This window comes from Paenibacillus methanolicus, from assembly GCF_008124765.1.
GTDB classification, from domain to species: domain Bacteria; phylum Bacillota; class Bacilli; order Paenibacillales; family Paenibacillaceae; genus Paenibacillus_Z; species Paenibacillus_Z methanolicus.
Genome location: NZ_VNHS01000002.1, coordinates 810784 through 832046 on the forward strand (window position 1 = coordinate 810784; position 21263 = coordinate 832046).

Consider the following 21263-nt stretch of genomic DNA (forward strand, 5'->3'; position numbering starts at 1 on the left):
TCCCGGAATGGCTAAAAGTCGCAAATCGATTGATCAAATCGCCACTTAATCCGGATATCGCTCACTTTTTGCGAACGCGAAAGGCCCGATGGAACCGCTGGATGCGTCCGATCGGGCTAAAACTGGCTGATATGGGGGAGATGAGGAGAATGCGTCTGGATGGCGCTCAGGATAGCATATTGCTTGGCGTACGGCATGGCATCTTGCCGAGCGTCGCCCTACCCTTTTAGCGACCCGACCATGACGCCTTTGACGAAGAAGCGCTGCACGAACGGATAAATGCACAGGATCGGCACGGTGGCGACCATGATCGTCGCGTATTTGATCGTCTCGCCGATCTGGAACCGGTCGCTTGCGGACGCGCCGGCCGCCATGCTGTCGGTTGAGTTGGCGATCAGAATTTCGCGCAGCACTAGCTGCAGCGGGAACAGCTCCCGGCTCTTGATGAAGATCGACGCGTAGAACCAGCCGTTCCACTTGTCCACCGCATAGTAGAGGATCATGACGGCGATGACCGGCATGGACAGCGGAATAATGATGCGGAACAGGATGGTGAAATGGTTCGCCCCGTCGATTTTGGCCGATTCCTCCAGACTGTCCGGGATGCCCATGAACGCGGTGCGCATGATGATCAGGTTGAACGTGCTGACGGCGAACGGAATGATCGTCGACCAGAGCGAATCGAGCAGGCCGACGCCCTTCACGACGAGGTACAGCGGGATGAGGCCGCCGCCGAAGAACATCGTGAACACGATGAAAAACATGAAGGCGTTGTTCCACATGACGTTCTTGCGGGAAAGTACGTACGCGCCGAGCGACGTCATGACCAGGTTGACGAGCACGCCGGCGATGACGATGAACAGCGTGTTGCGGTAGCCGATGGCGATGCCCGGATTGGCCAGCACGCTCTTGTATGCCTCTAAGCTGAATCCGAGCGGCTTCCAGAGAATGCCTTTGTTCACGATCAACTGCCCGGCGTCGCTGAACGAGGCGAACAGCACGTAGAGCAGCGGATACAGCGTCGCCACGACAAGCAGCGTCAGTATTGCATAGATGACGACGTCGAAGGCTCGATCGAAAAATGTTTGCATGAATTCACCCCTACCAAAGACTGCTTTTGCTCACCCGCCGGCTGATGGCGTTCGCGGTGACGAGCAGCACGAGATTGATGACGGAATTGAACAAGCCGACCGCGGAGCTGTAGCTCCAACCGAACTCCAAGAGCCCTTTGCGATAGACGAAGGAGGAGATGACGTCGGCCGTTTCGTAGGTGATCGGGTTGTAGAGCAGAATGATTTTCTCGAAGCCGACGTTGAGCAGGTTGCCCATCCGCAAAATAAGCATGATCGCGATCGTCGGCATGATCCCGGGCAGCGTGATGTAGACGATTTGCTTAAGCCGGCTCGCTCCATCCATCCGCGCCGCTTCGTACTGTTCCTGGTCGATGCTCATAAGCGCGGCGATGTAGATGATCGACTCCCAGCCGATCCGCTGCCAGATTTCCGACAGAATATAGATCGGGCGGAACAATCCCGGCTTCTGCAGCATCGCCTGTCCGTCGTAGCCAAGCCAGACGAAGATTTGGTTGATCAGACCGTCGGCGTTCGTGAAGTCCGTGATAATGCCGCAGATGACGACGAGCGAGATGAAGTAGGGCATGTACGTGATCGTCTGCACGGCGCGCTTGAACGCCCGGCCCCGCACCTCGTTGATGAGCAAGGCGAGAATGATCGGCGCCGGGAACTCGAACAGCAGCGAGTACAGGCTGATGAGCAGCGTATTCTTGAGTATGCGCCAGAAGTAATAGCTGTTGAAGAAATCGGCGAAATGCTTCAGCCCGACCCAGTCGCTGCCGAGGATGCCCTTCATCGGCGAGTAGTTCTTGAAGGCGATGACCGCCCCGTACATCGGCACGTAATGGAACACGATGTAATAGACGAGGACAGGCAGCATCATCAGATATAAATATTTGTTCAGCAGGAAATCCCGGACGAAGCGGTGTTTGAACGTTTGTGAATTGGCCATCACGGCGTAGCGCTCACCTCTTTTCAAATCGGGAGTCGGGAAGAACCGGCTTATCGCAGACTTGCGGATGACGTCCAGGCCGATTCTTCTCCTGCTCCGCTAGCTTACCGGCTGTTGTACCGCCCGAGCGCCGCGGTCTGGATTTCGATGGCGCGCGCCAGGTTCAGCGACTTCATTTTGTCCAAATAATTCTCGTAGGCGTCGACCGGCTCGGTGCCGAGGATGATTTTGAGCGTCATCTCGTCCACGAGCGTGTCGATGTCGTTCATGATGGCCGCGTATTCGGAGCTCTCCTCCGGCGTCGGCGTAATCGGCGGCAGCTGGTATTTCGCCGCGTCCGTCTTCGCCCACACGTTGATCGCGTCGCGCTGCGTCTGCAGGGCGAAGAATTGCTCGGCGTACCGTTTGTCCTGGATGAACGGGCCGTTGTAGCTGCCGCGCGCATACGTCGAGATCATTTGCGCCGGCGCGAGTTTATCCGGATTGTTCAAAATCATGTCCGTGTACGTCGGATAGCCGTCCACCATATTGTAGCTGACGCCCTCGGTGCCGAAGTTGAAGAACATCCGGCCTTCCTCGCCGTAGCCGTAGTCGAGCAAACGGACCGCCAGCTCGGGATCCTTCGCCGACGACGTGATCGCGACCGTGCCTTCGGACGAATACGCCTGATTGCGCTGGCCGAATTTGGGCGTCTCCCCTTTGTTCAGCACCGGATACGGAGCGGCGATGAGCACGGCCTTCGGATCGTTCGCCGCCACCAGCGGCTGCCACTTGCCGATGCCCGCGCCCGCGTTGCCGATCGTCGCGCCGGTCGCGCCGGAGGCGATGTTGCCGTCGAGCGCTTTCGTATCGATCGTCGCCGCGTTTTTGTCGATCAGACCTTCCTTATACCAGCCTTGGAACAGGCGGAGGTATTCCTTGAAGCCCGGCTCGGCCGGCCCGAATTTGACCTTGCCGTCCTCCTGGTAGAACCCGCGGCTGACGCCGTACGCGCCGATGAACGCCCCGTTGCCGGATTCGTTGAAGAACCTCGGCTTGCTGGAGAAGGACAGCGGCGCCGCGGCGCCTTTCTTCTCCTTGAACGCCCGCAGCATCGCCGTCCAGTCGTCGATCGTCTCCGGCACCGGCAGTCCGAGCTCGTCGAGCCAGTCTTTCCGAAGGATCGGCCCCTGGAAGACGCGTAAATATTCGTCGCCGCGGATGAACGGGAAGGCATAATAGCTGCCGCTGTCGGTCTTGACCATCTTGTCGATGTCGGGATTGTCCTGCAGGAATTTCTTCAGGTTCGGCGCGTGCTTGTCGATCAGGTCGTTCAGCTTGATGATGTAGCCGTCGCCGATTGCCTTCTCCGGTCCGCCCGGGAACGAGAGGAAGTTGAATTCGAGCATGTCCGGCAGGTCGCCCGAGGCGAGCAGCACGTTCAGCGCTTCCTTCGCCTGTCCGGTCGGCGGCGCGATGAAGCTCAGCTTCACGCCGGTCTTCTTCTGCCAATCCTGGAAGAACGGGACTTCGTCGTGCGTCGCCTTGAGACCGATCAGGTTGGCGCTAATCTCGCTCCAATAAGTAAGCGTCTTATCGGTCTGGATCGGATAGGTCGTCCCTTCGGGCGCCGTCTGGTTATTGCCCGCGGCTGCGTCGTTCGCCGGCTTGTTGGTATTGTTCGCTGCGCCGCCGTTTGCGCCGCCGTTGTTGCCTCCGTTCCCGCCGTTCGAGCACGCCGCGAGCAGCGAGCCGGCCAACAGGAGGAGGACGCCGGTTTTCAGCACGTGTATCATCTGTATTCAACCCTCTCCGATAAAGTCTGTCGTGAGTCATGCCCCACGCCTTCAGACTAACGGGTCCGGCCGCGCTGCCGATATGCGCAAAAACGTCAATGGCATGCCGATTTCGCGCGGCGGCGAGTGACGAAATCGACAATCGGGTTGATCTGGGGGCGGAAAGCGGGCTGAGGTTAGTGGTGCGGCCATGGATATAGTCGGCTGGGTACCGCTACTGCGACGCGACTGGCCGCAACGAGCTCCGATAGTCCGCTGGGCACCACGATTGCTACTCGTAGCCCTCGCCGGACTTCAAAAATTGGCAACACCTAACTAGCGTGACTCGGACACACGCAACGAACGCCGTCCAATGGACATTTCCCAACAAAGAAAAATGCCGGGGCTCTCAACCCCGACATTACGCTAACCTTATTTCGCCTCGTGCGCCCAAATTTCCACGATGCTGTTCCAGCCGTTCAGCTCGTTGCCGTAGCCGACGAACTTGATGTACTTCGCCTTCAACGGAGCGGCGAAGTCGAACCGCTCCGCCGCGTTCGGATTCGGCTTGCCGCTCGCCGCGCCTGCCAGCGCTTTCACGTAATGCACGCCGTCCTCGGACACTTCCACGTCGAACGCGCTGGAGCGTTGATGGCCGTTATAGAATAAGATGCTGACGCCGTCGATCGGCCGAGCCTTCTCGAGCTCGAGCACCAAATATTGCCCGTCGCCTTCCGCCGACCATCGGGACGCCGGGTCCCGGTCGATCGCGTTGGCCGGCACGTTGCCGTCATCTGCGCTCGCGGTCGCGCCGCGGATCGCCGCCAGCTTCCCTTCCGGCTCCGGCATCGGCTCCACCACCTGCACGGTTAACGTCCCGCTTATCGTGACGCCGTTCAGCTTCGCGGTCGCCGTAATCGTCGCCGTCCCGGTCCGTTTCGCTTTGAAGACGTCGCCCCGCGCGATGCTGCCAAGCCGCTTGTCGACGACCTCGTACTTAACGCGAACGCCCGACTGCGCCGGATCGACGATCTCCCCGTTGTGCAGCGTGATCCGCGTCTGCAGCTTGCCCTCGTTCCCCGCGCTGATCGCGTCGCCGGCCGCGCGCCAGCCGCGCTCCGACCGGTCGGGCCAGACCGCGATGCTCTTCGGTAGCACCGGATTCGCCGCGACTTCGAACGAGACGGCGTACGTCTTCGACGTCCCGCCATGCGTGATCCGGATCGCTCCCGTGCCATTGGGCCCCTCCGGCTGTTCGATCTCAACGGAAGCGCCGGCCGCAAGCGGGGCGGCCGAAATTACCGGCGCCGTCTTCGTCCCGAACGGCAGCGTCACCGCGTACGACGTCTTCAAGAATTGCATGCCATCCACCGGCTCCCCGTCCACGAGCAGCGCAGACAGCCCAAGCCCTAGCTCCTGCGTTCTCCGCGCGAATTGATCGGCGAACAGGCTCGCCGGCGACAATCGATCGCCTTCGCCGACGCCCTCGGCCATATCGAACGGCTTCGTATCCGCCTCCGGAATCGAGCCCGCGATCTGCGTGTTGACTCCGCTGACGGGTCCTCTCGTCCCGATGACATAGCCGTTGCCGAACTGCTCGGATTCGACGATAACGCCGGGCTTGCTCTTGTGCGCGACCAAGCCGTTCGTGTTCCAGAACACGCTCTGCGTCGTGACGACGCCGTGCCGGTTGGTCGGCGAGGAGCCGTAGTCCCGCGTGATCGCGGAGATGGCGTCGCCGCTGAGCGTCATGTTGTCGATGAGATTGGCCATGCTGAGATACATATGGAAGTCGGTCAGCAGCGACGAATTCTCGGCGTAGACGTCGTGCATGACGTTGCCGTTGGCCGAGAAGTTCGCGAACGTGAAGCTGTGCCGCGCTCCGACCGCCTTGCTGCGCGCAATAAGATTGTCGTTGCCGATCAACTGGTACAAATATCCGTTGCCGTTCGCCCCGCGGTACTGCGGATACGCCATCGAGACGTTGTCGACGGTAACGTTCTTCGCCCGGTCGAGAATGATGCCTTTGGACAAAATGTGGTACGTCTCGTTGCCTGCCGGCTTATACGTGCTCACGTCCCGAATCCAGCTGTCGGCCGCGCCGATGACGTTGATCGCCTTGGCGTTGTCCGTCTCGTAGCCAGCGGTGCCTTCGACTTTGAAGTCATCCTCGCCAAGGCCGCTCTTCGGATTCTGGGCGTTCGCGATGGAGAAGTCTTCAAGCCCCACCTCGGATACCGGCGGCTGCGTCTTCGTGATCAGGACGTTATCCCGCGTCTTCAGCGGATACCGGGTCGGGATGTCGACGGTCACGGTGCGATGAACGGGATCGACCGCGACGATCCTACGGTAGAAGATCGGCTCGACTTTGCCAAGGCGCGACGCCCACTTATTGTGCATCCCCAACTCCGCCAGGAATTCTTCCGTCGTCTCGAACGTGACCATGACGTAATCCCCGATCGCGAAGCCCGTCGCATCCTCCACCGGCAGGAGCGACGACGGCTCCAAGGCGGAACGGCGCAGCTTCGTCGATACCGGGGTTTTGACCCAATCGCCGCCCCCGACGCGAATAATGTCCTTCTGCTTCATGTAGGTCGCCGCGTTGTACAAGAACGTCTTGCCTTCGCCTGCGCCCTTCAACACAATGCCGCTAGACCGTATTCCCAGCGCGTAAGCCCGCCCCTCCGGCGGGCTTAGCCGATACGTCCCTGCCGGTAAATAGACGACTCCTCCGCCATGCGCGGCCGTCTCGTCGATGGCGCGCTGGATCGCGTCCGTGGCGTCCGTCTGTCCGCTCGGATCGGCGTTATACGGCGCCTTCGTCACATCGACGCCAGCCGCCGAGTCGACGGTCGGCAGGGGCTTCTCTCCCCGATGATAACCGGCGTAAGAGAAGTCGTGCACGAACCTCCCTTCCCCATCCTCCCAACCCGGATACCAGTCCGACGGATAAAGCCGGCTTCGCCCGTCCGCGCCAAGCGGCAACTCCCCGGCGGCCGTCACGCTCGCCTCCTCCGCGGCATGGGCGGCTTGATCTCCGGCAGCGGGCAGCATCGCGCCGAAACCGAGACAGATGGCAGCCAGCAAGGGCAGCGCTTTTCCCTTCATATTAACTTCCTCCTCCTGTATTTAGTAGCGATTGCATCGGCAAACCACGCCCAGCCGGTCCCCCTTTCCGATTGCGATAGCCCAGCCCCATTAGTATGGAACGAGTTGGAAGCCATTGGATATGGGCAAAACGCGCGTTGCGATTGACGGAAACGTCGCGGGTTGGTTCACGGATCGACCAAAATGAAAACCGGATCGACGATTCGCCCAATGACGCGCGTAGACGGGAGATTGGAGACATTCGCCATCGCTTCCCGGCCATCGGTCGCCGCGGCATAGGCTTGTCCACGGTGTGTCAGCCCTCCAAGTCAAAAAAAGAAAGCCGCCGAGCAAGCTCGAACGGCTTCTAATCGCGCGAGGAGCCGCAGCTCCCGGTTCTTAGTTAGTTGGGCAAGGAACCGCCTCGGCATCCTATGCCGAGGCCTCACTGCGGGTCATGTTAAGCCTTCCATCGCGCCAGCGCGCTCCGACGCCCCTACGCTTTGCGATCCGCGATTTTCCGATATTCCTGCGTGACGCCGAGCACAATGCTCCCCTGCAGATAAAACGTATCGTTCGCCCGCCACGTATGGGTCTTTTTGTCGCCGCGGCGCATGTAGACGTAGTTGAACGGCGAGGTTGCGTACGCTTTGAACCCCTTCTTCTCGCACTCGAAAAGAAACGTGGTATCCTCGCCCACCGACTTGTCGGGGAACCTCACCTTCTCGAGCACGCGCCGCTTGAACAGAATTGTCCCGCCCTGCACGAAGACCGTGCGCTTGTTTCGCTCCTTGGGCGAGCGAATGAGCAGCTTGCCGCTGGCCGTCAAATGCACCAGGCAGGAATGTTTGCCGACTATATCGCTGTTCGTCCGCGCGAGCGCCTTCACTTGCTCGTTCAGGTAATAGGGAGAATAGTAGTCGTCGTCATCGAATTTCGCGATCAACGGGAACTTCGTGCGCGTAATGCCGCCGTTCAAGGCCTGGCCCAGCGAGATGCGCTCGGGGACCTGATACACGCTAATGTTGGCGTACGCGCTCGTCCTGCTCCGGTAATACCCCAGATCCATGTTGTCCTTGTTCAGAATGATGATCAATTCTTTGTTCCGATACTGCTGGGACAGGAAATTGCGAATCAGGTTATCGAAAAATTGCGGCCGGTTGGTGCATACGATGATCGAGACGCCTTTCGCCGTCGCCATTTTGCCCAAGATGTCACCTCTTCTTCTAATGGTAGGTAGTTTAGGATATGGGACATCTTCCATTCCGTGTCGGCGGACGCATAGCGAATCGTCACGATTCCCGCAGGAAGCGCGTACATGCGGGTCCAGCCGGCAAAATAGCAAAAGAGACGTTCCGTAGAACGTCCCTCCCGCTAATCCGATACCCTATTGAATTGTCAAATTAAATCCGCTCTGCACGTAATACAGCGTCGGGTACGCGATATTGCGCGTCACCAGGTTCTTGAACGTGGCGGAGCCGTTGCCGGTATACGTGTAGATGGCCGCGCCTTTATGCGGTCCCGAGAACCGGGAAGACGTCACGCCGTCGAGCCCCGTGCCGTCGATCGTGAGGTTGTTGAACACGATGTTCTCGAACCCGCCGCCGTAGCCGAACTGCACGCCGTCGCGCTGCGTGTTGATCAGGTCGATATTCGTGAACGTCACGTTCTTGATCGCGTCGTTGGACGCCTCCAGATCGATCGCGCCGCGCTCGCCGTTGTACAAGTCTTGGCTCGTGCCGCAGGCGATGATCGTCGTGTCGGAGAACGTGATGCCCGCGTTGTTCTGGAAGTGGTAGCCCGGGAATACCGTGTTCATCCGGATGCCGGAGCCGCCCACGCAGTCGATGATGTAGTTGTGGTCCGCCTTGTGGCCGCCGCCGCCGAAGAAGGCGATGCCGCCCGCGCGCCAGTTGTTCTCGATCGTGTTGTACGAGAACGTGTTGTTCACGCCCGCCGGGGCGCCGTTCGTGTTGCTGGTCCAGACGGCCAGCGCGTCGTCGCCGTTATTGCGCAGGTTGCTATTGCGGACCGTGGAGTTGCTCGTGCCTTGGGAGAAATTGACGCCGTCGGCCAGGTTGTTGCGAATCCGGCTGTTCTCGATGACCAGACCGCTCGCGTAGATCGCCGGCGTATGCGCATAGTCTCCGACCCAGAAGCCGCACTCGAAATGCTCGACCCATACGTCGCGAATGACCGAGTTCGTCCCGAAGTTATCCATGAAGCCTTTGTAGATCGCCTGCTGCCCGTAACGGGAACGCAGATTGGAGTTCATGTAGACGTTGCTGAAGTCCAGCTTGCCGGTGACGCGCAGCGAAATGCCGCCGCCCGCCGCGTTCGGATTCGTGAACTGGATGTTCGTGTGCCAAATGCCCGCGCCGGTTACCGTCAGGTTGTTGATCTTGTTGCTGACGGAACCGATCTCCCACATGCCGCCCAGGTGGAACGTGCCCGCCGGGATGTAGAGCGTCTTGCCGCCGGCGACCGCCGCGTTCACCGCCGCTTTGAAAGCCGGCAGATCGTCTTGGCCGTCGTTCGCGATCGCGCCGTGATCCGTCACGGACACCGCCCCGGATGGCTTCGCGATGGCGGTCGGTACCGGTTCGATCTCCAGGAAGTCGACGCCGTATTCCAGGCTGTCCCCGTTGCTCTTCTGAATGCGGATCGTGTCGCCCGGCTGAAGCGGCGCATCCATCTTCCAGTGCACTTCGTCGAAGCGGAACAGCGGACGGCCGGCGGATGGCGCGTCGCCCGGATGGTCGCTCGAGAAATACTGCCAGCTATAGTAGGAAGACAGCGAGATCGTCTTCGCCTTCGTGCCGTTCACATAGACGTCCAGCGCGCCGGTGAGACCCATGCCGTCCGACGAATCCGGCAGCGTGAAGCGCATCGTCACGCCTGCTCCGCCTTGGCCCGGTCTAACCGTCCATTGCGCGTAGGAACCGTTCGACGGCAGCGCGATGTAGCGTTGGCCGGATGCTTCGGATGCCGTCTGCGACTGGTCGAACGTCGGCGCCGTCTTCAGGACGGCCGCCCCGCCGCGCGTCGCGTCGTCGGTATCGTAGCGGAAGTAAGGCATGCTCGCGCCGCGCGCGGAATAGACGGTGAGCGTGGAATTGTTCGTATTGTTCGCTTGCTTCGCCGCAATCTCGTTGGCGTCGACGGCGACGGTCGTCGTCACCGCATAGCTGCCGTTCGCCGCCGTCCACGTGCCCGGAATGGCGACGTTCACCGAAGCGCCCGCCGCGAGCGCGCCGCTGTACGAGCCGGTCAGCGTCTGGAGCGTCGCGCCCGCGCCGTTCTTGAGCACGACCGTGATGCCGTGCGCGCCGCTTGCCGCCGCGATCGTGCCTTCGTTCTTCAGGTTGACGTTGAAGGCGACCGCGTTACCCGCCACCGGCGTGGATGGCGTCCAGGAAGCCGTCGCGACCAGATCGGAGCTTGGCGTCGCGCCGATGACGAGCGAGGACGCATTCGTCAAGGTGTTGTTCGTCTCGTTCTGCTCGATGATCGCGTTCGTCTCATCGACCTTGGCGCTGACCGAATAGGTGCCGGCCGGCTTGGCGCCGATGTTCGCCGATACCGTCGTCGTTGCGCCTGCCGCAAGCGCGCCGACCTGCGCCGAACCCGCGAGCGTATTGTTCAGGTAGAAGTTCACCGTCGCCGCCGCCGCATTGGCGGACCCGTTATTCTTCACCGCCGCGCTCAGCGCGATCGCGCTGCTCTCGGACGGAGATGCCGGCGCCCAAGTCACGCTCGTGACCGTCAGGTCCGGATTGGCCGCCGCCGCGCCGTACACTTGGAACTCGGCGACTTGACCGGCCGGCGCGCCCGTGTTGCCGGTGAAGTTCAGCTGCAAGCGCTTGACCGTCGCCGTCACCGGAATCGTGACCGTGTTGCCGGTCGCCGGATTGAACGCGTAAGCCTGGGACGCCACGAGATTGCTGAACGTCGTCGTGTCCTGATTATGGCCGAGCACCTGGATCGTCTGGCTGCGCGGTCCCCATTGCGCGTCCGGGTTCAGCTTCAGCACGATGGACGTAATACTGTGGTTCGCCCCGAGGTCGAGCGTCAGCTGGCTCGGATTGCCTGCGCCTTCCCAGTAGGTGGACGTGCTGTTATCGTTGGCGTTCGTCGCGACGAACGTCCCCGTGCTGCCGGACGCCGAGATCGACTTGCCGACCGCGACGTTCGTACCTTGCGGCGGGTCGACCGGCGGCGTCGTGCCGCCGGCGCCGTAAATCTCGAACTCGGACAGCTGCGCCGCCGGCCATGCCGTGTTCGCCGTGAAGTTCAGACGCACATAGCGCGCGCTGGTCGCAGAGAAGTTGATCGTCACCGCGTTGCCGGCGACGGCCGGGTTAAAGACGTAGTTCGCCGAACCGATGATAGTGGTGAACGTCGAACCGTTCGCGCTGCCTTGGACGGCCAGCGTCTGCGTCCGCGTCTCCCAGCCGGCCGGCAGCTTCAGCACCACTTGGTCGATGTTGGCCGATGCGCCCAGGTCAACTTGAACCCATTGCGGGAAGGCATTGTTGACGCTCTCCCAATACGTGCCTTGGTTGCCGTCCTTGACGTTGTTCGCGTTGTAGACGTCCGCATGGCCGCTCGCCGTCACGGTCTTGCCGAGGGCGAGATTCGTCCCGCCAGCCGCCAGCGCCGTCGTCGGCTGCAGCAGCGGGAACACCTGGCTGATGATCATGGCGAAGAGGCACAGCCACAAACTTGTTTTCTTCATTATTCGCGTCTCCTTTAGGTTGACAGATTAAAGTGCGGGTCTGACCATCGGGCCGGTGTCGGAATCAGCTCCTTTCGAGGCATGTAAGCGCTGTCTAATTTGCACAATGCTGCTTCCTCCCTTCGGGCTAGGCAATCCAATGTGCAGGAACATTACTAATTGTAGCAACAATACTTGGGCGAAAGAATGTGCGTTATTACGATCAGCAGGTGGAATCTTATGCGTCTTCCGATTAAGGCGGAATAAGAAAAGACCGCTCGCGGGGAGCGGTCTTTAGGATAAGGAGCTTTATAGTTTGCCTAATGTGACGTCATCCATGATCTCGTTGATCCGGTTTTGAATAACCGGCAAACTGCGGGATCGAAAAGTAAGCAATGGTGTTAGCCAATTATCCGCTTGCTGATCCTTATCTTCCGACATCGCAACGACCATAATCGTATACTGTCCCTTGGGGTCGCCCATGGGATACCAGCCCAGATCCACAATGATTTGTCGGAAATCGCACACGAGCATCAGCAAGTCTTCATCAAAATCCATCCAATCCGGAAAGTTACGGTCGGTGAATCGATCGACATCCAGTTCGAGGAAGTGATTATACTTCACCAACCAGCCGGATGGTATTTTTAGCGGGACGAGCCTATTCAGTGAGAACGCCTCCTGATATAACCGTTTGTCTAAGTTAATCAAAAAAACAGCTCATTCGAAGTGGGTCATCTTAACTTACATCCTTTATTTCCAAAATGACACTCGCCCCTCTTCCCACGCTCCCCGTCTCCCGTCCATCTCCAAATCTACCATTCTCGCATTGTATATAAGATACGAATGCAGAGGAGGGTGCGGCATGCTGACGCTGGAAGAGGTGCGAGGCGAGTACGACGCCGTCTATAGTCTGGGGCACAACTGCCTGCCGGGGGTGCAAATGACGCGCAGCGGGCTGCGGCGGTACGCCGGGCCGATCGATTGGATGGGATCGCCGCCGCTGTCGGGCGTCACCCGGGCGCTGCACGACCGGTTCGCGCATTTCATGAAGCTGTCCAACTTAAGCGTGGTCGGCATCGATCCAAACGCCGGCTGTTACCTGGTGAAGGACCTCGCCTACGGCATCGTGTCCAACCACGATTTCCCCGTCGGGACGGGCGCGGCCGATCCGCTGCTGCCCTACCCGTCGTTCAGCGCGAAGATGAAGCGCCGAACCGATCGGATGCTGGACGACATGCAGACCAAGGACCGGTTGCTCTTCATTCGCGCGGAAGGCACGTATCCGGAGCTGTTCGAGCTGTCGCTCACGCTGCAAGCGATGGTGCGGGGCGACTTCCGCATTCTGTTCGTGCAGCATGGCCCCGTCTCCGCCGTCGCGACGATGGGCTGGCACATCCCGCATGTATGCGCGCTGCAAATCCCGCTGTGCGCGGACCCTTTTCACGATAACGATCCGCACTGGAGGGCGCTGCTGTCCGGTATCTCCCATCGGTGAACGCGGTTCCGAAGCTCATTATTGCGGCGCTTTCGTCCGCAGCAGGTTCAAGCCAAGCCCGATGAACATGACGCCGGTTACTTTGTTCATGATCGCGACCGCGCGCGGGCTGCCCTTCAGCCATCCGCTCATGTACGAGGAGCCGTACGCGACGACGAGGCACCAAAGCAGGCCGGTCGCGCAGAACGTCAGGCCGAGCAGCAGGAACGGCACCGGGCCGGATGCGCCGGGCGCGAGGAATTGCGGCAGGAACGCCAGGAAGAACAGCGACACCTTCGGGTTCACGAGACTCGTCAGGATGCCCTGCATGAAGACGCCCCGTACGTTGCCGGGCTGTCCGCCTGCTTCGATCGACGCCGGGGTCGACCGGTCCAGGAACATGCGGATGCCGAGATAGACGAGATAGACGACGCCCGCGATTTTGATCGCGTTGAACACCAGCATCGACTTCATCAAAATGACCGATAGGCCGCAAGCGACGAACAGCGTGTGAATGAGCGCGCCGCTAATGATGCCGAACACCGAATAGACGCCGGCCTTGCGGCCTTGGGTGACGCTGCGGCCCAGCACGTACATCGTGTCGGCGCCGGGAATGAGATTGAGCAGGATGCACGAGACGAGGAACACCTCGTAATTCATAATGCCGAACATGCGACACGCCCCCTTCCGATGGTGGATTGTGAGCCATCATAGCCGAGCGGCCCGCTTTTTGTCAATCTCGTGACGCCACAAATCTGTTAGAACTGCCGGCCCGATCCGGTTGCGGGGCATAGGCGCGATCGACTACTGTAGAGGGGTAGGACAAACTTCGAAAAGGAGCACCGCCCATGTCTTCGAAAAAGTCATCGCATCCGGACGTCCCGGCCGGCCGGACGCGCAATTACGCCCCGCTCATCGTCGCGCTGTCGATCGGCATCAACGTATTGGTCGCGATTTTATTCTTCCTGCCGGGCTACGACGGAGAGGTCGGCTTCGACATCTACATGCTGCCGATGCTGAACGCGATCTTCAACAGCTTCACGTTCGTCTTCCTGCTCGCGGCGCTGTATTTCATCATGAAGAAAAACGTCAAGCTGCATAAACGGTTCATCTTCGCCGCCTTCACGTCGACCTCGCTGTTCCTCATCTCGTACGTCACCTACCACGGGCTGTCGGAATCGACGTCGTACGGCGGAACGGGCATTCTGCGCGGCATCTACTTCTTCATCCTGATCACGCATATCCTGCTCGCGATCGTCATCGTGCCGCTGGCGCTCGTCTCGACGGCGCGCGGTCTCAACATGCAGGTGGAGAAGCACCGCCGGATCGTCCGCTGGACGATGCCGCTCTGGCTGTACGTCTCGCTGACGGGCGTCATCGTGTATCTGATGATCTCGCCTTACTATGGATAAGCGAACCTTCTGCATCAAAAGAAAAAAGGTCGTGGTTCGCCGCTCTCGCGGCATCCACGACCTTTTTGTTCTCCTATCCTAACGTGCATTCAACAAGTCCGATGCGACCAACAACCGATACAGCACGACGGCCGCTTCGCCGCGCGTAACGACTCCGCCCGGCACGAACATGCCTTCCGCCGTGCCTTCCATCAGCTTCGCCGCGGTCGCCTGGGCGACGGCCTCAGCGGCCCAAGCATGGATGGCCGACGCGTCGGCGTAGCCGGTATTAGAGGCAGCCGGCTTCGATCCGGTCGCGAATGCCAGCGCTTGAACGGCCATGACGGCCATCTGCTCGCGCGAGAGGCGGTCGTCCGGACCGAAGCGGCCGTTCGCGTAACCTTGCATCAGCCCCGCTCCGACGGCCATCCGAACCGGCTCCTCGTACCAGCTGCCGGACGCGATGTCCGGGAAGGCAAACGGCTTGCCGCTAGCGCGAAGTCCGAGCGCGCGCGCCAGCATCGCCGCGAACTCGGCCCGCGTGACGGCGCGGCCAGGATCGAACGAAGCGGGGGATACGCCGTTCAAGATACCCTTGTCGGCCAGCAGCGAGATGTCGCGCTCCGCCCAATGGCCGGACGTATCCGTGAACGCGCGGGCAAGCTTCGCTAAGGTGTAGATGCTGTTGCCCGTGCTCTTGATCGTCACGACCGTCGCGCCGTCCGCGAACGTAAAGGTCGCCGGCACGAACCGGAAGCGGCCGCTTGCCGGATCAAACGTCATTACGGTCGTTTGCGCGTGGTCCATCTTGCCTTCGATCGCAAGCGTGCGCTCGACGTACTTGCCGCCGAAGCTGACGATTTCAATCGTTCGTCCGCCTGCCTCAATCGTCACGCCGAACTCGGTCGGGTTGCCGACGGGCTCTATGCCTTGCTTCGCCGCATCGCCCTGAAGCTTGGCTGCCAGATCGGACGCGGCGGCTTGAGCCGTGAAATGCATGATCGCCTCCTCGGCATTGGCGATTCCATGATCCCGCAGCACCTGGTCCACCAGACGGAGCGGGAAGCGATAGGCTGCGTCAGATGAAGCAATGACGAGCATCGCCGCCGGCTTGGATTGCGCCGCCTTCTGCAGCGCCTTCACGCCGAATGCCGCCTTGCCGTCTACGGAAGGTGAATCCACGCGGAACATAACGGATGGATCGCCGCCGTCGAGCGCGCGTTCCAACGCTTGATCGTTCGCCTTATGGTCGGTCGAGGCGGCAATGCCGTCGCCGTCGGATGGTCCCGGACCGGAGACGGAACCCTGTCCGTTACCATTGCCATTGCCGTTGCCATTGCCGTTATCCGCCGGAACGGATGTCACGCGCAGCGTAAACCGGCGAATGTCCGCGTCGTGAATCACTTTGAATTCCGTTACGCCCGGCTTGAGCCCTTTCAGAAGTTCGTTCGCATGCGCGGCAACGGCATCGTCGGCCATCGTAATTTGCGCTTCTGCCGTCACCTCGGTCCCGTCGGCGGCGAAGACGCGCAGCGCGGCATCTTGACCCGCCGCAAGATCGAACGGCCCCGCCGCCGCCTCGCCCAACCGGATGCCGAACGGCTTCCGAAGACTCGCGAACCCTTCATTGCGCTCGTCGAACGCAAACTGCGGATTGGCGTCGTTCACGACGGATATCCGCTCGCCGCGCACGATTACGTTATCGGCCGTGACCGATCCCTTCACGTTCGGCGCCACATCGATGCCGCTCGTGCCGACGCCGTCTAGCACGATGTTCTCGAGGACCACGCCGTTCATCGCGAAATCGCCATGGACGATGAGTCCCGCGTACGTGCTGTCGATGGCCGTGTTGTCGCGGACCCGAATGTCCGCGTTCATGTCCTTGTCGCTGGCGAACAGCCAGATCGCGCCCAAGTTCACCCCGTAGCCGCTATCCTTGCTGCCGGTACGGATCAGCGTATTGCGCTCCACGATCGTCGTGCCGCTGAACGGCACCGGATTGAACCGGGTCGACACCGCCAAGCCCGCGCCGTTCACGATCGTGTCCTTGCCTATATTATCCGTCATCTTGTTGTCCTTGCCGCCGAAGATGACCAGATTATCCGCCAGCCAAGGGAGCGAGACGGTATTGAACCGGGCCGTGTTGTTCGTGCTGGCCAGACCGCCGGTCGACCACATCGCGATGCCGTCGTCGCCCGGATAACGGATATCGCTTTGCTCGATCATGCTGTTGCTCGTGCCCACGCAGAAGTTGATGCCGTCGGCCATCAGATTGCGCATCCGGAGGCCAACCATGTGCAGACCGTCCGCGATGCCGTCGCTGCCTCTCATCCGGGTCAGCCACAGCCCCGTCTTCGCATGCTCGATCCATACGTTCTGGATGAGCGATCCGGGGCCGAATTCGCCCTCGAAGCCGTGTGTGCTCGCCTCGTCGTCCCGGACGTTCAGATCGCCGTCGACGAGCAGGTCGTACATCTCGATGCGTCCGCCGCGTCCGGCGAACTTGGCGCCGAGCAGCATCGTATGCCACATGCCCGCGCCGCGGATGACGATATCGCTCAGATCGAGCAGACCGTGCCGCAGCTCGAAGGTGCCGGCCGGGAACCAGACGCCCTTGCCCGCTTCCTTGGCGGCCTCCATCGCGGTCTTGAACGCCGCCGTATCGTCGACGCCGTCGCTTGCGGTCGCGCCGAATTCGGCGACGTCAAGGAATCCCTCCGGCATATTCAACGGACCGTCGACCTGCTCCATATCCGCCAGGTCGATGACGTAATAATCAGCCGTGCTGTCCGCATCCTTCTCCAGCCGGATCGTGGCGCCCTGCGGCACGTCGCCGATCAGCGCGTGAATCTCGTCGTAGAACCGGTGCGCGCTGCCTTGCTTCGGATCGTTCGACCATGGATAGCTGCCGTACTCCCACGCATGCTTGGAGGTCAAATGCAGCTTCTGGCGGAACGTCCCGTTCACGTATAAGCCGAGCGTCGCCTCGATGCCGCTGCCGTCCGCGCTGTCGGGCATGGCGTAACGGAGCACGATGGCGTTCGCCGGCTTCGCGAGCGTGAATTCCACGTATTCGCCCGTCGCGTCCAGCTGCACCGCCTGCCGGCCGGAAGCTTCGGAAGCCATCTCGCGATAGACGCGCGACGGCCCGATCAGCGTCGCGTTCGTATCGGCGTGCTCGGCCTCATAGGAGACGTACGGCACGGTCGCTCCCCGGTAGGCTTTGTTGATGCTGTCGCGTACGGTCAAGGCGTCCAGCGCGATAGTGCCGCCCGCATCGCTCGCCTTGCGCACGGCGACCGTATTGATGCCGGCGCGCAGGTCAAGCTTCAAGGCCGTTCCCCTCCAGCTGCCGGCCGCCGGGATGGCCAGCTTGCCGGCCGGTTCGCCATTGATCGTGATGTCGAGCTCGGACGATGCGTCCGCGAGATACCGCATGCTGGCATGGTAAGCGCCGGCTTCTCCCGCGTTCACGGTGAAACGCACCAGCTCCGACTCGCTGGCCATGCCGCCGATATATCCGGTTCCGGAGAAACCCGTCGCTTCAGAAACGACCGCCAGCGTGCTGCTGCGGAACGCCTCTTCGGCTTCGTAGACCTGATCTCCGGCTACCGGCGTCAGTTCCCATGTGGCATCCGAGGTTAGACCATCTTCGCCGTACGCCAATCCGGAGTCTCCGATATAAAGCGCCCCGGACTGCTTGGCATTGACGATGATGAAACGTCCCAAGCGCTCCTCGAGCAGCCACTGCTCGGCATCCGTCGGGTTCGCCCCGTCCTTCAGCGTCAGATCCAGCGAGAGCAGCTTGCCGGACATCCGGTTGCGGATCAGCTTCCGGCCGTTGTAATCTTGCAGCAGCCATTGCGCGGAAGGGGCCCCCGCGCCATTCCCGTTCTGGGCGACGGCGCTGCCGATGATCTCCTTGAGCGTCTTGCCTCCCGATGCGATGACGACGTCGTTCGAATCGCTGAAGACCGGCGTGCCGGTCGCTTCATTCCGCGCCTCGCCCGTCTCCGGCGTCGCGAATTCCTCCGGCGCGGCTTCGAACGTCCATTGCAGCGTGCCGTAAGAGGACGGGAACAACCCCCGTTCCGCGTACCCGGTCCCTCCCTGCACATGGACATATTCGTCGTCGAAGCCGGCAGCCATACTGCGAATCAGAACGTTCGCGCCCAGCTCCTCGATAGACCATTGCCCGACCGCTTCGCCGCCTGGCGCCAGCTCCCGGCCCGCGATATACGAATAATCGCCGACGACCGTCATGTAATGCCCGGTCGCGCGGTTGCGGATGCGGCTGATCCCGTTCTCCGTCTCCAGCTGCCAGTGGGCGTATCCGTTGTCTTCGCCGACTTCGCCGTACAACACGATCCCGCCGCGGTTCTCATACAAATATTGGCCGTTCGCCGCGTTCTTGATGCGTACCGGCGCAGTAGGCAGCGGCGTCTTCGGCGGTGTAACGTTCTCTACCGCGAATTGCCCCTCGTCGGCGTCCGCCGCCAGCTTGCTGACCTTCGTATAGCCCGCATCCTCGCCGCTCGCCGTATAGACGTAGTGGCCGGCCCATGCGCTTTTGATCGTGACGTAGCCTTCGTTCGCGCTATTCTGCACATACCATTTGGCGCTGCCCCATTGCGGATAGACGGTCTCCGCCACGAGTTTGAAAGCCGGCGCATCCTGCTCGACGGCGCCGCCGACGCCTTCCATCGAGATGTAGTGGCCGGTGCGCAAATTTCTCAACCGGACGGAACCCACTCCGTCTCCCGCATCCTCCGGGAACCAGATCGAGGACGCGTCGGATTCCGGTACCGCGGCCGATTTCACTTTGCCGAGGTCATCGCCCGCTTCGGTTACCTCGACCAAATATTGGCCCGTGGCCTTGCCCTTCAGCCGGATATAGCCCGGCGCATCCTTCGGAACCGGAACGAACCGCCAGCGCGGACTGCCCCAATTCGGATTGATGATGCCGTACTCCGCGAATTTGGATAAATTCTGCAGATGCAAATATTTCCGCTGGCCTTCTTGATCGTTGGCATCCAGCACGCTGTGGATGAGCCTGGAACCGCCGCCGGTATCTTCGATGACCCAGACGGCCGATTTCCACTCGTCTTCCACGTCGGTGACGCCGATATGGCCGTCGGTCATATTTTCAAGGTTGATGTAATGGTTCGTCTCGCGGTTCTTGATTCGCTTGCGGCCCTGGAACACCTCGATGAGCCACTGGTCTCGCTGGTCGCCGCTCCGCGTATTGCCGTATTTTAGCAACCCGTTCGTATCCTCGTACAGCACCATCGATTGCCACTCGTTCATAATGCGCACGTATTGCGGAGAGCCGTCGTTGACCGCCGCCGGATCGCCAAGCAGCCATTGGGCGGCATTCGCGTTCGGATCGATCGCGCCCGACTGCGCCGAGCCGGAAGCCGCCGCAATGTTCAAGTATGATCCTGCTTGCGCGGCGCTCTGGAACGTCTTGTAATCGTCATACATGGCGGAAGACGCCATCGACCACTGATAGGAAACGTCCATCGCCGCGATCGGACCCGTCTGCAGCGAACCGGCCGAAGCGCCGCCGCGTATGTAATGGCCGGTTGCGAGATTGCGGATCAGCTTCTTGCCGTCGAAGTCCTCCAGCATCCAACGATAGGCATAATCGCCGCGATTCTCGCCCGTGATCGCCCCATACTTGACGATCCCTTGGTTCTCGTACAGATAGACGGCCGCGGCCGGGTTGTCCGCATAGTTGGAGATCCATACCGGCTCGAGATCCGCCGCAAGCTCGATCCGCCATTGCGCGCTTCCCCACGCGGGCTGCGCCCAATCGTTCGCCCGTACGTTGGTGTCGTCCGGGAACTGCGTGTTCAGCACGTAAGCGGGCGCGCTGGCATTGGCAATCGTCACGAACCCTTCCGTCGACGCCGCACCCATGATCCATTCGCTCTTGATGCCGTCCATCGCTCTTGCCGCCAAGGGCATCCAGCCCTCGGCGCCCTGCGTGATGTAATGGCCGGTCGCGCGGTTGCGCAGCCGTACGTTGGAGACGTCCTCCCCCGGCTTGACCTTCTCGATGAACCAATGGGTCGTCGTATCCGTCATGCCGCGGTCGCCGCCGAATTTGACCATCCCTTCGGCATCCTCGTAGAGATATTGGCCGGCCTTGAATTGGTTGACGATGCGCACGGGCTCGCCTGCCGGATCGACCGGCTCCAGCATCCACTGCGGGCTTTCGAAGGTAATGTTGATATCGCCGCTTACTTCGGCGAAGCCGAGCTGGTCCTCTTGGTGGATGACCAGATTTCCCGCCGGATTAACCGCATTCTTCACAATGACATAGCCCGGACGGCTGGCATCCTCGATCAGCCACTGGTCCGCCGCCTGGCTTTCCCCCACGGCCTTGCTGTAGAGCGGGTCGCGCCGCTGCAGCGTCTGCGCCATCGTCATGTAATGGCCGGTCGCCCGGTTCTTGATCCGCTTGAAACCGTTCGCTTCCTCGATCTGCCAGTGCGAGGACTGATCGCCCATGGCCGTCAGCCCGTACCGGACGACCCCGTCCGATGCTTCGTACAAATAATTGCTCTTCCACTTGTTCTTGATCCTAACGTAAGAGACCGCCCCGTCGCCTCCTTCGCCCGCTGCCGCGTTATCCGATGCGTATGCCGGATACGTCATCAACAGCATCAGGAACGCCAGAATGGCCGAAACCATTCGCTTGCCGCTTGCCATTTCCTACTCCTCCTCGTTCGTATTCGTGTATGGCCTACATGTTCCATCATAAAGTGTAAGGGCTTACACGAAGAGTTCGCCTATTAGGATAATGAGGT

11 protein-coding genes are annotated in these 21263 nt (G+C 60.9%); 2 read left to right on the plus strand and 9 right to left on the minus strand.

Features of this window, described 5'->3' with window-relative positions; all coding sequences use genetic code 11:
- Positions 1 to 218 precede the first annotated feature (218 nt).
- From BCM02_RS08485 to BCM02_RS08515, 7 genes are all read right to left on the minus strand, one after another.
- Entirely contained in the window at positions 219 to 1091 is an 873-nt protein-coding gene (locus BCM02_RS08485) for a carbohydrate ABC transporter permease (protein ID WP_148928611.1), read from the minus strand.
- A gap of 10 nt (positions 1092 to 1101) precedes the next feature.
- Positions 1102 to 2025 (minus strand): ABC transporter permease, encoded by a 924-nt coding sequence (locus BCM02_RS08490; RefSeq protein WP_148928770.1) that lies wholly within the window; start codon positions 2023 to 2025, stop codon positions 1102 to 1104.
- A 104-nt stretch (positions 2026 to 2129) separates the two neighbouring features.
- The gene (locus tag BCM02_RS08495) at positions 2130 to 3800 is read right to left on the minus strand and encodes an extracellular solute-binding protein (protein ID WP_148928612.1); all 1671 of its coding nucleotides are present in this window, start codon (positions 3798 to 3800) and stop codon (positions 2130 to 2132) included.
- 411 nt (positions 3801 to 4211) lie between these two features.
- Positions 4212 to 6887, minus strand: coding sequence for a discoidin domain-containing protein (locus tag BCM02_RS08500; RefSeq protein ID WP_148928613.1), 2676 nt, complete (start codon positions 6885 to 6887; stop codon positions 4212 to 4214).
- Positions 6888 to 7362: 475 nt separating this feature from the next.
- Positions 7363 to 8067, minus strand: coding sequence for a glycosyltransferase family 2 protein (locus tag BCM02_RS08505; protein ID WP_148928771.1), 705 nt, complete (start codon positions 8065 to 8067; stop codon positions 7363 to 7365).
- 186 nt (positions 8068 to 8253) lie between these two features.
- A complete protein-coding gene (locus tag BCM02_RS08510) occupies positions 8254 to 11568 on the minus strand; it encodes a discoidin domain-containing protein (protein WP_425466162.1) in 3315 nt (1104 codons plus the stop codon).
- A gap of 324 nt (positions 11569 to 11892) precedes the next feature.
- Positions 11893 to 12291, minus strand: coding sequence for a hypothetical protein (locus BCM02_RS08515; RefSeq protein WP_148928615.1), 399 nt, complete (start codon positions 12289 to 12291; stop codon positions 11893 to 11895).
- 154 nt (positions 12292 to 12445) lie between these two features.
- On the opposite strand from BCM02_RS08515, the gene BCM02_RS08520 reads away from it, so the two are divergent.
- The gene (locus tag BCM02_RS08520) at positions 12446 to 13078 is read left to right on the plus strand and encodes a DUF1796 family putative cysteine peptidase (RefSeq protein ID WP_148928616.1); all 633 of its coding nucleotides are present in this window, start codon (positions 12446 to 12448) and stop codon (positions 13076 to 13078) included.
- 18 nt (positions 13079 to 13096) lie between these two features.
- Here the strand turns inward: BCM02_RS08520 and BCM02_RS08525 are convergent, their stop codons facing one another.
- The gene (locus BCM02_RS08525; protein ID WP_148928617.1) at positions 13097 to 13729 is read right to left on the minus strand and encodes a LysE family translocator; all 633 of its coding nucleotides are present in this window, start codon (positions 13727 to 13729) and stop codon (positions 13097 to 13099) included.
- 176 nt (positions 13730 to 13905) lie between these two features.
- Between BCM02_RS08525 and BCM02_RS08530 the strand changes: the two genes are divergently transcribed.
- Positions 13906 to 14469, plus strand: coding sequence for a DUF420 domain-containing protein (locus tag BCM02_RS08530; RefSeq protein ID WP_148928618.1), 564 nt, complete (start codon positions 13906 to 13908; stop codon positions 14467 to 14469).
- Positions 14470 to 14547: 78 nt separating this feature from the next.
- On the opposite strand, the gene BCM02_RS08535 is transcribed toward BCM02_RS08530, so the two are convergent.
- Positions 14548 to 21165: an S-layer homology domain-containing protein gene (locus BCM02_RS08535; protein WP_148928619.1), complete on the minus strand. Its 6618-nt coding sequence runs from the start codon at positions 21163 to 21165 to the stop codon at positions 14548 to 14550.
- Positions 21166 to 21263 lie beyond the last annotated feature (98 nt).

What these genes read in the sequence shown, in the direction of transcription:
- BCM02_RS08495 (WP_148928612.1), bottom strand. Translation starts at nt 3,800, where the DNA reads ATGATACACGTGCTGAAAACCGGCGTCCTCCTCCTGTTGGCCGGCTCG.
- BCM02_RS08500 (WP_148928613.1), bottom strand. Translation starts at nt 6,887, where the DNA reads ATGAAGGGAAAAGCGCTGCCCTTGCTGGCTGCCATCTGTCTCGGTTTC.
- BCM02_RS08530 (WP_148928618.1), top strand. Translation starts at nt 13,906, where the DNA reads ATGTCTTCGAAAAAGTCATCGCATCCGGACGTCCCGGCCGGCCGGACG.
- BCM02_RS08525 (WP_148928617.1), bottom strand. Translation starts at nt 13,729, where the DNA reads ATGTTCGGCATTATGAATTACGAGGTGTTCCTCGTCTCGTGCATCCTG.
- BCM02_RS08490 (WP_148928770.1), bottom strand. Translation starts at nt 2,025, where the DNA reads ATGGCCAATTCACAAACGTTCAAACACCGCTTCGTCCGGGATTTCCTG.
- BCM02_RS08510 (WP_425466162.1), bottom strand. Translation starts at nt 11,568, where the DNA reads ATGATCATCAGCCAGGTGTTCCCGCTGCTGCAGCCGACGACGGCGCTG.
- BCM02_RS08485 (WP_148928611.1), bottom strand. Translation starts at nt 1,091, where the DNA reads ATGCAAACATTTTTCGATCGAGCCTTCGACGTCGTCATCTATGCAATA.
- BCM02_RS08535 (WP_148928619.1), bottom strand. Translation starts at nt 21,165, where the DNA reads ATGGCAAGCGGCAAGCGAATGGTTTCGGCCATTCTGGCGTTCCTGATG.
- BCM02_RS08520 (WP_148928616.1), top strand. Translation starts at nt 12,446, where the DNA reads ATGCTGACGCTGGAAGAGGTGCGAGGCGAGTACGACGCCGTCTATAGT.
- BCM02_RS08505 (WP_148928771.1), bottom strand. Translation starts at nt 8,067, where the DNA reads ATGGCGACGGCGAAAGGCGTCTCGATCATCGTATGCACCAACCGGCCG.